Origin of the sequence: Acanthopleuribacter pedis (genome assembly GCF_017377855.1) — a bacterium.
GTDB classification, from domain to species: Bacteria; Acidobacteriota; Holophagae; order Acanthopleuribacterales; family Acanthopleuribacteraceae; genus Acanthopleuribacter; species Acanthopleuribacter pedis.
The window spans coordinates 202,531-216,735 of sequence record NZ_JAFREP010000018.1 but is presented as its reverse complement, the minus strand read 5'-3'; the positions used below and the strand labels follow the sequence as shown (position 1 = coordinate 216,735).

Genomic DNA, 14,205 nt, shown 5'->3' with positions numbered 1-14,205 from the left:
TGTTGCTTGGATGCGGGTAATTTAGCCGTTATCGGTTGGTGTTGGGTTCATCCCGGTAACGAAATGTTCCAGTTGGTCGGCCAAACGGGCCATGCCTGGCCGGCGATCCTGACGCAGCAAACGCGAAACCTGGATCAGGCGGGTTGCGACCCGTTTTTCGTCCAAATGGCCCCAGCGGAATTGGTTACTGCATTGGTCCAGCAAGCGTTGTGCAATCTGTACCGCGCTGTAGGGCGGATGTGCCTCGGCCTCGCTGCAGCGCCCGCAGCTCAAGTGGAGGTCCAGCGAGGTGCGAAATGCATCCAGGGTTTGTTGCATGGTTTTGCGACGGCAATCCGTGTCGCCCGGGTCGGCGGACTTCTCGAGAACCGATGTGTACCAATCCAGGCCGATTGCCAAAGAACGGTGACAGGCGTTGTTGCGAACCGAGCAGCCGGTGCTTTGCTCGGGGAGACAATGTTTTTCACAAGGGTTGTTTAACGTGGGAACCGGTGGCTCGGGGCAACCCAGCCACAACATCGTGAGCAGGACAAACATAGGAAATTCCTCGGGTAAACAGCGCGTTTCGCCGCTTTTATAGATTCCACAAAGCACAAGATAAAAAGGGTTTGTGGGTTATTGAAAAGGTTTTTATAGGGTTGATTAGGTGTGGGGCCTGAGCCGAAAACCATGAGTGGATGTGAACGATTGCCGGTCCCGCGTGGGAGCGCGCCCGCCGCGGCGGGCTGGGATGAGAACCGACGTGCGTTCCTGATTGGATCGCACTGCTTTAGCAGTCCGGCTCAGGACCATAACCCATCATTAATATAAAGCGCGATTTGGGCGGGAAACCGCCGGCGAAAACGGAAAAAAAACGAAAAAAAGTCGAAAAAAATCGCAGGTGGTTGAAATCAAATGCTTTGCTTTGGACCGGGTTCGCCTAGGCGGTAAATATAAACCGGGGTACGGTACAGATCGTCGGCTTGATAGGTGCGCCACGGTTCGTGGCCCGGTAACCGAAAGGTGTGGCTGATTAACCAGCCGTTGGGTAGGCCTTCGCGGAGGAACTTGTCGGCCAAGGCGGTCATTGCGCCTGGAAAGAGGTAACACAAAATTACATCCGCATCGCGCAAATCGGCCTTGAGGAAATCGCGGCGAAAACATTGGATGCGGGCTCGCTGTTTTCCGCCGAGCTGTAGCATCAGGCGCAGGCGGGTGATCGCATAGGGTAGGGGCGAGCGTTCCCAGGCACGCCAGTGCAGATGGGGAATGCGTTTGGCGCTGGGGATGAGCAGGCTACCCCAGCCACAGCCCAATTCACAGGCGTGGCGCGGAGGTGTTTCCGCGTTGACGATGACCTCGTCCAGGCCGCGGGCGAAGGTTCGCGCGACCTTGGGCGGTGTCGGCACGGGGGAAATACCGGTTCGAAAGGTGTGCCAAATGAGAGAACCGCCGAGCAGGAGCAGCAGGGCGAACAGGCCGAATTCAAGCATGGTTGCCGCCTGATTTAGGTTCCGGGGCCGGATTCCTCTACATTGATCCGTTTGCGGATGACGAGGATTTGCTCTTGGTTTCCTTGTTTTTCATAAAGGTATAGCAAGGCATAGAGGACATTTTTCCGGTAGGGAACCCCGGTTTTGCCCGATTCAGACGCCAGTTCCCACGCTTTGCGTAGGTCTTGCTCACAGGCCGCGTGGTCGCCCCGTTCCAATTGAAGCAGTGCCCGCGCCGTGAGCGAGCGGGAGCGACGAGGGTCTTTGGGCCGGTAATTTTTCTGTTCCCATTCAAAGGACTCTTGAATTAACTGCTCGGCTTCCACCAAGTGACCTTGGCGCAAATAAGCCAAGCCGAGTTGGCTACCGACCGCGGCCTTGGTGGGGTTGTTGAGGCGGCGGTTGCGAAGGAGCCGGGTTGCGCGATCCAAAAGCACGCGAACGGTTTCTGGTTCATCGGGCAAACTGTTGGTTTCAAAAGCGTCAAGCCATAACTCGGAAGCGTGGCGTTCGATGACCGCGTTGTGCAGCAGCTGGTTGGCCTGCATGCGGTGGCGTTGCGCTTGAAAGAAAAAGAAGCCGGCGACCGCGACCAGGGCGCCCAAGGTGAAAATGACACGTTTGCGTCTTTTGTTGAGTTTTTCGATGACCGCTTCTTTGTGGGCAAGGGCTTCTTTTTCCTCGCGTTCCGCGTGTTGTGCGCGGCGGCGATCTTCCAGATAACGCACGCGGGTGGCCGCCTCGGCCGCGCTGCCCATGCGTTGGCCGGGCGACACGTCGGTCATTTCAGCGATATCGTCACAGAGCAGGCCGTCCTCGATAGAGCGTTCCCAGCCGGGGGCCAAAGGCCGTTTGAAGTCGCCGACCACCATCTGGTAGAGGAGGACGCCGAGCGCGAAAATGTCGGCTTGAACACTGGGGGGCTGACTTTGCAAGAGCTCCGGGGCTTGGTACATGGAAATGCCGCGTTCCTTGCTGTTGCCGTCGAATACCTGATCCCCGAAACCCATCACCGTGAAATTTACACTTTGGAGCAATTCCTTGGTGGTGAATTGCGAAATACCGAAATCGTTGAGCTGCGGGCAGGGTTCACCGTTGAGATCGGTGGTCATCAAAATGTTTTTTGGTTTGAGATCTTTGTGAAGGACACCCACGGAATGGGCTGCCGCCAAGGCGTCGGCAATTTGTGCCACCACTTCCAGGCGTTTGGTGAGCGGAATTTGGTTCAGGCCGCCTTGTTTTTCGGCCCAATCCACCAGGTTGCCGCCTTTGGTGTATTCGGTTTCTACAAAATAGGGGGCGTCCTCAAAATTCCAATCCAGGATGCGGTTGATGTCGCGGCGGGTGCCCAGGGTTTCGCGCATCAGGCGGAACATGGTTACCTCGCGTTGCAGACGGGTCAGGTGGGCAGGATCGGTACAGAATTTGAAGACCCGTGGATCGCCGGTTTTTTTGTGGTTGGCGAGCCAGACTTCGCCGTAGTTTTTCTTGGCCAGGTTTTTACTCAGCCGCCAATTGGCGCGGTGGGGAATATCGCGGCCCGCGCCGGGTCGCCAGCCCGCCAGGTCTTCTTCTTGGGTGAGGCGACGAACTTTTTTGGAGGAGGGCGGCGGGGTCAGGGGCGCCACGCCTTCGACGCCGGCTTCAAACACGTCGACCGGTTCGCTAACCCCTTTGAATTGATAGGCGCCGTGGTGGCACCATTCAATCGGTTGCGGGTGTTTGGTTTGGTGGGTCATGGCACGGCGTGCCAGATCGTAGGCGCCGCGGGTCAATAAGGTTTGCCGTCCCAGGGCGAGGCTCATCAAGCGCGCCGCCATCGGTTTGGCCAAACCTTCGACTTCAAGGGGTTTGGCGCCGCGCGCGACGTCGTCCGGGTTGTTTTCTACCAAGTAGACTTCACCCAGGTGGATGCCGACGCGGCCGATGGGGACGGTTTGGGTATGGTGCCCCCCGCCCGCGAAGCGCGCGTCGAGTTTGGTCAGCTCCGCATGGTAGGCGAGCGCGAAATAGAGAGCGTCGATGGGCCGGTTAAAAAGCAGGAGGAAACCGGCGGTGTGGTCGATTTCGCGACCTTGGAATTGGTGGAGGCATTGGCGCACAATGGCGTCATGCACCGATTCGCGTTCTTCGCTACCGGAACGGCCCAGCAAATCGACCAAGTTTTCGCGGTTGGCGAGGTCGACGATGGCCAGGGTTTTGAGTTCGACCGTGAGGACGTGTTCATCCGTATCCATAAAACCCCTACGGATCGGTGGTGGTTTCGCTGACCCGGGCTGGGTCGGGCGGCTCTTGACCGTGGGCAAAGGCGCTGACGCCTAGGATACCCAGCGAGGTTAGCAGGAGCAGGGCTAATACCAGCACCGCTTTGCGGTAGCTCTGCGCTTGGCTGAGCGCCGCTTTGAGGTCTTCCTCGTGTTGGGCGCGCCGCCGTTCCGCGGCCTCGGTTTGTTCCGCGAGTTCGGCGCGTTTTTCATCCATGCTCTGTAGCTGTTCCACCACCCAAAGGGGCCGCATCAGGCGTTTGTTGGGATCACTGTCGACCAAATCGGAAATGAGGTCGCGCATGACTTTGTCGGACATGCGTTCCTGCCAATAACCGGTGGTGGATCCCTCAAAACTACCGATCACCATTTGGTAGAGGAGCACGCCCAGCGAGTAAACGTCGGATTGCAGCGTCGCGGATTGGCCTTTTTGCACCTCGGGGGCGAGGTAGAGGGCCAGTTCGGAAACCCCGAGTTGGGCGTTAAACAAGGTGGGTATTTTCATTTGAGCGGTGGAAATACCGATGTCTTTGAGGCGTTCCGGTCGTGCGATGGCGCCGTATCCGAAGTTGCACAAGCGCGGGTATACTTTCCCGTTTTGGTCAACTTGAACCTGCACGCTTTTGGGGCTGAGGCATTTGTGTAATACGCCGACGGAATGGGCCGCGTCCAGGGTTTTTGCGATTTGGATGATGAGGTCGAGGCGCACGTCCAGCGAGAGTTGGTCGAGACCACCTTGGGTTTCGGCCCAATCGTCCAGGAACCCTTGTTCGGTACAGCCCATTTCTAAGAAGTAGGGGGGATACTCGAAGTTCCAGTCGTGGATGGGGGTAATGTCGGCGCGGTCGCCCAGTTCTTCGCGGAGCAGGCGGAATACCGCCACCTCGCGTTTGAGCATCTTGAGTTGTTCCGGTTCGTTGGTAATTTTGAAAACGCGGCGATCACCGGTTTTGACGTGTTCACCAATCCAATCGCTTTGATCGCCGATACGGCGCAGTTTTTTGCGCAGGACCCAATGGCTGTGGCCGGGAATCTCCTCGTTTTTGCGGGGGATCCACAGTTGTTCGCCCGGAATGGAAACGCCGACTAAGGATTCGCCCAGGATGGGGGATTCCGGGGTGGAGAAGGGGGCCAGGTCGGGATCGCCGATGTCGCAAACTTCCAGCGTGGGGCCGAGCTTGGAAAGCGTGTACTCGCCGTGGCTCACCCACTTGAAGGGTCGGTCGGTAAACGGGGTTTCCTTGGCGGCGCTGACCGCCAAATCCAAAACCGCGCGGGTTAAGAGGGTTTGACCGGCGTCGCCCATGTCCATCAAACGTTCCGCCAGGCGAACCGGCCGGCCCAACACCTCTACCGGCTTCATGCCGCGCGCGATTTTTTCGGGCGTGTTCTGGACAATGCGTACTTCTTCTAAATAAATACCCACCCGTGAACTGATTTCGACTTTGCGTGAGGCGGCTAGGTCGTGCAGCGCCTGGTGATAGGCGAGTGCAAAACCGACCGCGGTGACGGCGCGATCAAATATGAGAAAAAAACCGTCGGTGCGGTCAATCTCGCGGCCGTGCCAGCGCTCGATTAAATTGCGGGCGATGCGATCATGGTGCGCAAAAATTTCCGCGGCCGCCGCGTCGCCGAGGCGTTCCACCATGTGGGTACTGCCGGCAAGGTCGGTAAACACCAAAAATTTCATGGCGGGCGGGTTTTCTTGGCTCGGCTTGGTGGGGCTAGGGTCGGATTGGGTGACTTTCATGGGGGCGGCACTCTTTCGTCGGCGTAACAACGCGCAAGCAGGGAGATGAGGTGGGACCTTTCGGACCCATTAACAAAACACGACAGGGATAAACGGGTGGTGGGCGGAACGGGTTGCGAGCAGGCCCAAAACCCTTGCCCCGGCAGACTTGGAAAATCCAGATGCTTGCCTGGAACGACCCATGGACGGTCTCGGCGTCATTATAACCGATCCCGCGCCTGTGGGTGCTGATCCCGAACAATTCTTGACCTGCACGTATCTTACACAAACCTAAGAGGTGGGATAAGAGCGAGGGATTTTGGCTAAAGATCTGAGGCGAAATGGCATGGAAACAGCGGACCGCGGTCGCTCCTGACCGCGGCCGTTGGGTGCGATGAGCATTTTTACAGGCCGTTGCAGCCCAGAGGTTTAGCTAAAATCAGTGCGCGTTTTCGTGTTTCTTAGGTTAAGGGTTGATTTTATCTTAGCCGTCCGAGGGGTATTTTCAAAGTTGTTTGTTCCCAGGTCTTAGCTCTCCCAACACAACGACAGGCGGCCCTGAGCGCTGTTGGCGGGGGAACCGCGAGGCATGAGCTGAAGCGCCGGCGGGGCGTTTACCCGCTGAGACCTCGGCCTCATGAGGCGCGAGGATGGGTGTCACCGTGAGCTTGGAAGGTCGTTGTTTCGCGTTTTTTTCGCTTTGTTCGCAAGCCCCGTCGCGGCCGGATACGAGGAAATCCACGGGCCGATTTGAAGGTCGCAATGGATGGCAAAGTTTTTTAAAAGGAAAAGTTTAAATGTGGCTGTCTGTGATCCGTGACACTTGAAAAAAATTCTTGCAATTCGAGGTGCTTAGGGTGCATGCTAGTTCTAATCAGTCAAAAAGTCACAGTCTGGAACTCGTGGATTAGCGGAATTCAAGGAAAGCTAGCGAATTTCCGATCCACGATTTCGTTCGTTAGAGTTTTCGTCGTCGTCGCGTTTTTTCGCGTCAGGCGGTGAATGTGAATCATGGGTCTCATCCTATACGGAAACGGAGGGTAGATGATATGTCCCTGCAACCTTTGATGTTGAAGATAGTTATGTGCGTGTTTTGCGGCTTCCTGCTTGCCCAGGGGTCGGTGCTTCGCGCGCAATGTCCCGCTGAAGCGGGCGACGATATCCGCGGGTGTTTGCCCACGGGTACCACCACCAATACCGGGCTTTTCGGTAACGACCCCGGCGCCGGTAACACCGGCATGTGGACCGTGGTCAGCCCGGCGGGTCAGGGGGCATTTAATGATCCCACCGATCCCAATGCCAGCTTTACCGCCGAGGTCGACGTTGAGTACACCTTGCGCTGGACCATTACCCAGGCCGACACCACCACCTGCTCGGACGATACGGTGGTTCTGTTTAGTAGCCCAACCACGGCAAACGCCGGGGCCGACCAAACGGGGATGACCAACGGCGTGTGCGGTACCAGCACCACCTTGGCCGCGACAGCGGTAACCCTGGGAACCGGGACCTGGTCGATTGTTTCCGGTGACGGCAACGGTTACTTTGGCGCCACGCCGGGTACCGTAACCTCCAACAACGAAGCCGACACCTTTAACGGCACCGCGGGTCAAACTTACACCCTGCGCTGGACAACCGTAAACGGGCTTTGTAACGCTGAAACCGATGATGTGGACATCGAGTTCTTCGAACCGGTTGTTGCCAATGCCGGTTCCGACCAAGATGTCTGTGGCACCACCACCTTCTTGGGCGCGACGCCTTCCTCGGGCACCGGTTCTTGGTCGATCACCTCCGGCGCGGGTGGCACCGTTTCCACCCCAACCAGCGCAACGTCTCAATTCAGCGGCGTTGTCGGTACCGAATACACCCTGCAATGGACCGAAACCAACGGTTCTTGCTCGGGCAATGATTCGGTGACCATCACCTTTTACGACAACCCCACCGTGGCTGCCGCGGGCGCCGACCAAGACGTTTGTGCCGCCTCCGCCACCTTGGCCGCTAACGCGGCCGCGGGCTTCGAGGAGACGGGTACCTGGTCGGTCGTTGCAGGATCCGGTGGTTCGTTTTCCGATGCGAACAGCCCCACCGCAACTTTTTCCGGGACACGGGGTGTTTCCTACACCTTGCGCTGGACCATCAGCAACGGGGTTTGTCCGATTTCCTCGGATGATGTCGTGGTTGACTTGCGTGAGGACGTTGTGCCGAACGCGGGCAGTAACCAAAGTGTTTGCGGTACCAGTACCTTCCTTGGGGCGAGCCTCTCAACCGGCACCGACGGCTCCTGGTCGATTACCAGCGGCGCGGGCGGTACGGTTACCACACCAACCAGCCCAACCTCTGCCTTTTCCGGTACCCTTGGAACAACTTATGTTCTGACATGGACGGAGAACAATGGAAGCTGTAGTGATACCGATACGGTGAGCATTACCTTCTTCGACAACCCCACGGTTGCCGCCGCGGGTGCCGATCAAACCTTGTGTGCCGACACGGCGACCCTGGCTGGGAACGCGGCCTCCGGCTTCCAAGAAAGCGGCTCCTGGAGCGTGGTTTCCGGCGTGGGTGGTTCCTTTGCCGACGCGACTTCGCCAACCACCACCTTCACGGGGACCAAAGGCGTGACCTACACCCTGCGTTGGACCATCACCAACGGTGTCTGCCCCATCTCCTCGGATGATGTGGTGATTGAACTGTTAGAAGATTTGGCGCCCGCCGCGGGGGCTGATCAAAATGTATGTGGCACCTCCACCACGCTCGGTGCATCCCTTTCCACGGGCTCCGGTGGCACCTGGAGCATCGTCTCCGGTGCGGGTGGCACCATTACCACGCCTTCCTCGCCGACCAGTAACTTCACCGGTACCGTTGACACCACCTACGTGCTTCAGTGGGAAGAAACCAACGGGACCTGTCAAGATACCGATACGGTAAGCATTACCTTCTACGATTCCCCGGTCGCGGCGGCCGGTGCGGATCAAGATATCTGTGGTTCTTCCGCAACCCTGGCTGCCAACGCGGCTTCCGGTTTGGATGTGACCGGTTCTTGGTCGATTGTCTCCGGCGACGGCAATGGTTACTTCGGCAGCACGCCGGGAACCACTTCTTCGACCAACGAAGCGGACACCTTCAATGGAACCCAGGGCGCAAGCTACACCTTGCGTTGGACCCTGACCAACGGGGTTTGCCCGCTTTCCAGCGATGATGTCGTGGTGACCTTCAACAGCGAACCCACGGTTGCAGAAGCGGGTTCACAAAAAGTCTTCTGTCCACCGGAAGGCGGCGCCTTGATTATCGCGATGACCGCGAATGCGCCCGGCGCCGGCGAAACCGGGTTGTGGTCTGTTACCTCGTCGAGCCCTGGTGGCGCGGCATTTTCTTTTAATGATGCGACCAGTCCCACCACCTCGTTCTCCGGTGACCTGAACACCACCTATCAACTGCGTTGGACCATCACGCCGGACAGCGGCCCTTGCCCGCCGAGTACCGATGATGTCCAGGTGTTCTTCGGCGCGCCACCGCCCACCGCGACGGCCACCGACCAAACCGTTTGTTCCGATACCGCCACCTTGGACGGTAGCGATCCCGACGGCCGTACCGCTGTCTGGACCATTACTTCCGGCGACGGCAACGGTTACTTCGGCGGTGTACCCGGTACCCTGACCACCAACAACCCCACCGACACCTTCACCGGTACGCGCGGCACCAGCTATGGTCTGCGTTACACCGTGGAAAGCGGCAGCCTTTGTGCCGACAGCTTCGCCAATGTGACCATCTCCCTGGTTGACGATCCCACCCCGGCAAACGCGGGACCGGATCAAACCGGTGTTAACGCGGTGTGCGGGGTCAATGCCACTCTGGGCGCCACCGCGGCAAGCGTGGGGACCGGTACCTGGACCATTACCGGCGCGGCCGACGGGATGGGTGTGCTTGCGGACGCCAACGATCCGACCACCACCTTTACCGGTACCCCGGGTCAAACCTACACCTTGACTTGGACCACCGCTAACGCACCTTGTACCGACAGCACTGATACGGTTGACATCGAATTTGTCGATACGGTTGTTGCGCAAGCCGGTGCCGACCAAGCCGTGTGTGCCGATCCCACCCGGATGGATCAATCCGGTGGTACGACTGCACTCAACGACAATGCAACGACCACGGACGTTATCACGGTGACCGATCCCGGCGCGGGTACCTATCCCAACGGCGCCACCATTTTGGGCGTGGATGTTTTCGTACAAATCACCCACACCGAACTGTCTCAAGTCGATCTCATGCTGACCAGTCCCATGGGCACCATGGTTCAAATCTTTGACGGTTCTACCAAATGTAACGTTTCGGGGAATGCCGCCAACCTGGGTTTCCGCGACGGCGCCACCGGCGACATGTGTCGCGGCATGACCGGCACCGTGGCTTATCTGCCTCAGTTCATTGCGCCGCAAGCGGCGCTCTCGGCACTGAACGGCGAAGCGGTAACCGGGATGTGGACCTTGACCGTGACCGACAACGAAACTGGTGAAACCGGTACCTTGAACGGTTGGAGTCTGGGCTTCCGTACCCAAAACAACGCAACCACCACCTTGGCCGCCACGACGCCCGCGCTTGGTACCGGTCAGTGGACCATTACCAGTGGTGACGGTCGTGGTTACTTCGGTGTGACGCCGGGTACCACCACGTCCAACAACCCAACCGATACTTTTACCGGTACCTCGGGCCAAAACTACACCCTGCAGTGGGAAGTCACGGGTTCGGATCCTTGCCCCTTGACCAGCGACTCGGTGGATATCAGTTTCCAACCGGACAACGACGCGGTGGGTTCCGATGAACCTATTTTCGGGGGCATGGCCAATGGTGTGGAACTCTGCGAAGGTTCCGGTACCATGATCCAGCTCAACGCAACGGTCGAACCGGCCAACGCGACCTTGGGTACCTGGACCATCACTTCCGGTGACGGCAACGGCTACTTCGACGGAACACCCGGTACCTTGACCTCCAACCTGCCCAACGCCACCTTCCACGGCACCAACGGAACGGACTATGGTTTGACCTGGAGTGTTACCAACCAGTGTGATACTTCCAGTTCTATGATCACCGCCCGTTTTTCACCAACACCCTCGACCGCCGACGCCGGCGTCGATGCCAACGCCTGTCCTCCAGGCGGCCTGACCGCAACCGTTCCGCTTAGCGGGACCGCGCCGACGGTTGGTATCGGTGTGTGGAGCATTCAAAGTGCCGACCCCGCCGCCAATCTTGGTGGTGAAACCTTCAGTGATCCCAGCAGTCCCACCTCGACCTTTACCGGTAATGTAGGCACCACCTACGAACTGCGTTGGGAAGTGTTCACCGGTACGACCTGTGTCTCTTCCGACGTGACCGAGGTCATTATTAAGGAACTGCCCATTGCCAACGCGGGTGCCGACCAGCTTCTGTGTGTTGCCTCTACCATTCTTGGTGGCAACGATCCGGCCGACCCCAACGTGACGGGCACCTGGCGCGTGATTACGGGTGACGGCAACGCCTCCTTCGGCGATGTCAACGCCTTCAACTCAACCTTCACCGGTACCCGCGGGTTTACCTACTTGCTCGAGTGGGCACTGCGTGAAGACGTCTGTTCTACCTCCGACCAAGTAGAAATTCTGCTTGTCGAAGATCCGATTGCCACCGCAACCAGCCAACAATCCTGCACCACCTCGGTGACGCTTGACGGTGGTCACAACGGGGTTGCGGGTTCGCTGCCGTCACGCGGCGCCGGCACCTGGACCATCGTGTCCACCGATCCCATTAACAACACCAACGGTCGCTTTGGTTCCACCAACAGCACCACCTCCACCCAAGGTGACGATACCTTCACCGGCGACGCCGGTGTCAGCTACACCTTGCAGTGGTTGTTGACCAACTCGCCTTGTCGTGAGGACAGCACCCAAATCACCATCGACTTCTTGGAAGCGCCGGATACACCCAACGGTGGTTCCGACCAAACCGTTTGCGCCGGTGGCGCCAAGATGACGGCGACCCTGGGTCCCGACGCCATTCCCGACGACGGTACCAGTACCTTCTCCAACAGCATCACCGTGGATCGTTTCGGCACCGTGTCCGACCTCAACGTTATGTTGAATTTTGAACACGCCAACGCCGACGACCTGCGCGCCACCCTGACCCATGTTGAATCAGGCCGTACCTTGGTCTTGATCGACCTCCTGAGCTGCGGTGCGGCTTCCGCCGGCATGCGCATCTACGATGATGAAGCAACCGCGGCCGTCAGCTGTGCCACCGGTTATCAGCGTCCCTTCGGGAACGTGACCCGCGGCGGCAGCAACGGTTTGGACGTCTTTGACGGGGTCAGCCTGGCCGGTGAATGGCGCCTGGATATTCTCGACGATACCGTTGGGAATACCGGTCAAATCACCAGTTGGGGTTTGAACTTCAACCAAGGTACCGTCAACCTCGCCGGTTTGCCCGATCCGCTTAGCGATCCCTCTTACAACGGTAATTGGGTTTTTGCGACCAACGGCAATACCGATGAATTCGGTTTCTTCACAAGCGTTCCCGGTACCACCGAGACGACCCCGGCCAACAGCGGCTTCACCACCACCTTTACCGGTAGTGCCGGTGAAACCTACACCCTGGCCTTCCAAACCGCCAATGCGATCTGTGTCCTGCCCGACGAAGTTTCCATTACCTTCGAAGCGGCACCGACCTTGGCTACGGCCGGCGACGATGAAGAAATCTGCGGTGCTAGCTACACACTGGCAGGCAACACGCCGGCCGTGGGTACCGGTACCTGGACCATCGTCAGCGCGACCCCGATTGACGCCGACTTGGGTGCGAACCCCGGCGGCGAATCCTTCGCGCCCGACGCCAACACGCCAACCGCAACCTTCACCGGTAACCGCGGTTACGTCTATGTCCTGCGCTGGACCGTTCTCAACGGCTCCTGCGGCACCGGCAACCAAGACGACGTGAGCATCACGTTGAACATGGATCCCGCCACCGCCGCCGCCGGCGATGACCGCACCATCTGTGACACCCTGAGCACCAACCTCGCCGGCAATACGCCCGGTGCGGGCATGGGCGACGGGACTTGGACCTTCACCGGTCCCGGTAACGCGGTCTTCACCACTACCGACGCGGGTACCTACCCCAACGGTGCCAACGATCCCGGCGCCTTGGTGACCGTAGACGCCCTCGGCACCTACGTCTTCACCTGGACCATCGCCAGTGGGAACTGTACGCCGTCCGCGGATACCGTCTCCCTCACCTTCGGCAATACGCCAACCGCCGCCAACGCCGGCCCGGATCAATCCGGTGCGACCGGTGCTTGTGACGGCAGTGCGCAACTGGCCGCCAACGCCGCCGGCGCGGGTGAATCCGGCCGGTGGACCTATACCGGTCCCGACATGAACGGGGTCTTCTCCGACGATACCTCGCCCACGTCAACCTTCACCGGTACCATTGGTGCCACCTACACCCTGACCTGGACCATCAGCAACGGCATCTGCCCCGATACCTCGGATACCCTGGATGTCGAATTCCGTCCGCTCTTGACCGCCAATGCCGGCGACGATCAACTGGTCTGCGACCAAGATCCCGCCACCTTGACGGCCACGCTTTCCAACGGAACCGGTGGTACCTGGAGCATTACTTCCGGTGACGGCAACGGTGTGATCGCCACGCCAAACGCCACCACCACCACCTTCACCGGCACCACCGGGGTTTCCTACGTCCTTCAGTGGGAAGAAACCGACGGTGTGAACTGTACCGCGATCGACACGGTCAACGTTCAGTTCTTCAGCACACCGACCGCCGAGGCGGGTGCCGACTTCAGCGCCTGTCTGATCGATACCATCACCTTGGGTGCCACGGCGCCGGGTGTGGGTACCGGGACTTGGACGGTTGAATCCGGCCCCAACGGTGCGGCAACCTCCTTCAGTGACGCCAACAGCCCCACCTCAACCTTCACCACCGATCTCATTGGTGAGTACGTGTTGCAGTGGGAAGTGGCGAGTGGTTCCTGTGTCCTTGCCGACACCGTCACCCTCACCATTCAAGATGTGGACGTTCTGGTTCCCGTGTCGATTGCCCAAGGGCTTAACTTCGTCGTACTGGATGCGAACCCCACCTGCTTCAGCAACGACGTCACCATCCAATGGCGTGATGTGACCAACGCTTCCGACTTCCCAGCAGGGAATCCGGTCACCTTGGATCCCGCGCCTCAAGCGACCACGGTCTACTCGGTCACGGTGGATGAAAACGCCAACAGCAATACCGCCACGGCGCAAGTCACGGTTTTGGTCGGCGAAAGCACCAGCTTCCTCGACCTCAACGGCGACCTCTGCAACGACGAACGCGACGTTGCATTCTTGGCGCCTGACTGGCTGATGCTGACCGAAGAAGATGCCAACGGTGACGGCATCATCAACGTCTTGGACTTCCTCTACATCCGTGTTGAGGATTGTGTGGACTAACCCGATCCGGCTTGCCCGGGCTCCGGCCCGGGCTTGACCCGGTCAAAAAAAGGATTCTGTTGTTAGGCCCGCCTCGCGCGGGCCTTTCTTTTTAATCCGTTCAATTGGATGAAAATCCTCTGTCTTAACAGACTGGTTTTGTAGGGTAACCATTGTTAAAAGAGTAGCTTGGGATATTTTCCTTGGTTTTTGTTTGAATTTTCTGCTAGTGTTTGGTTCGTTTTTTGAAGCGTGAAAACGCTGTGACTTGTTTTAATTTCCTTTTTTAAGAACGTGTTTTTTTC

Annotated in this window: 5 protein-coding genes; 1 reads left to right on the top strand and 4 read right to left on the bottom strand. The window is 58.6% G+C overall.

Features of this window, described 5'->3' with window-relative positions; all coding sequences use genetic code 11:
• Positions 1 to 21: 21 nt before the first annotated feature.
• The 4 genes from J3U88_RS19560 to J3U88_RS19545 form a co-directional block, all read right to left on the bottom strand.
• Positions 22 to 537, bottom strand: a complete 516-nt coding sequence (locus tag J3U88_RS19560) for a hypothetical protein (protein WP_207860634.1) — start codon at positions 535 to 537, stop codon at positions 22 to 24.
• Positions 538 to 890: 353 nt separating this feature from the next.
• Positions 891 to 1,472 (bottom strand): class I SAM-dependent methyltransferase, encoded by a 582-nt coding sequence (locus J3U88_RS19555; protein ID WP_207860633.1) that lies wholly within the window; start codon positions 1,470 to 1,472, stop codon positions 891 to 893.
• 14 nt (positions 1,473 to 1,486) lie between these two features.
• Positions 1,487 to 3,709, bottom strand: a complete 2,223-nt coding sequence (locus J3U88_RS19550) for a protein kinase domain-containing protein (RefSeq protein ID WP_207860632.1) — start codon at positions 3,707 to 3,709, stop codon at positions 1,487 to 1,489.
• A 7-nt stretch (positions 3,710 to 3,716) separates the two neighbouring features.
• Positions 3,717 to 5,486 (bottom strand): protein kinase domain-containing protein, encoded by a 1,770-nt coding sequence (locus tag J3U88_RS19545; protein WP_207860631.1) that lies wholly within the window; start codon positions 5,484 to 5,486, stop codon positions 3,717 to 3,719.
• A 1,028-nt stretch (positions 5,487 to 6,514) separates the two neighbouring features.
• On the opposite strand from J3U88_RS19545, the gene J3U88_RS19540 reads away from it, so the two are divergent.
• Complete coding sequence (locus J3U88_RS19540) at positions 6,515 to 13,921, top strand: proprotein convertase P-domain-containing protein (protein ID WP_207860630.1); 7,407 nt, start codon at positions 6,515 to 6,517, stop codon at positions 13,919 to 13,921.
• Positions 13,922 to 14,205 lie beyond the last annotated feature (284 nt).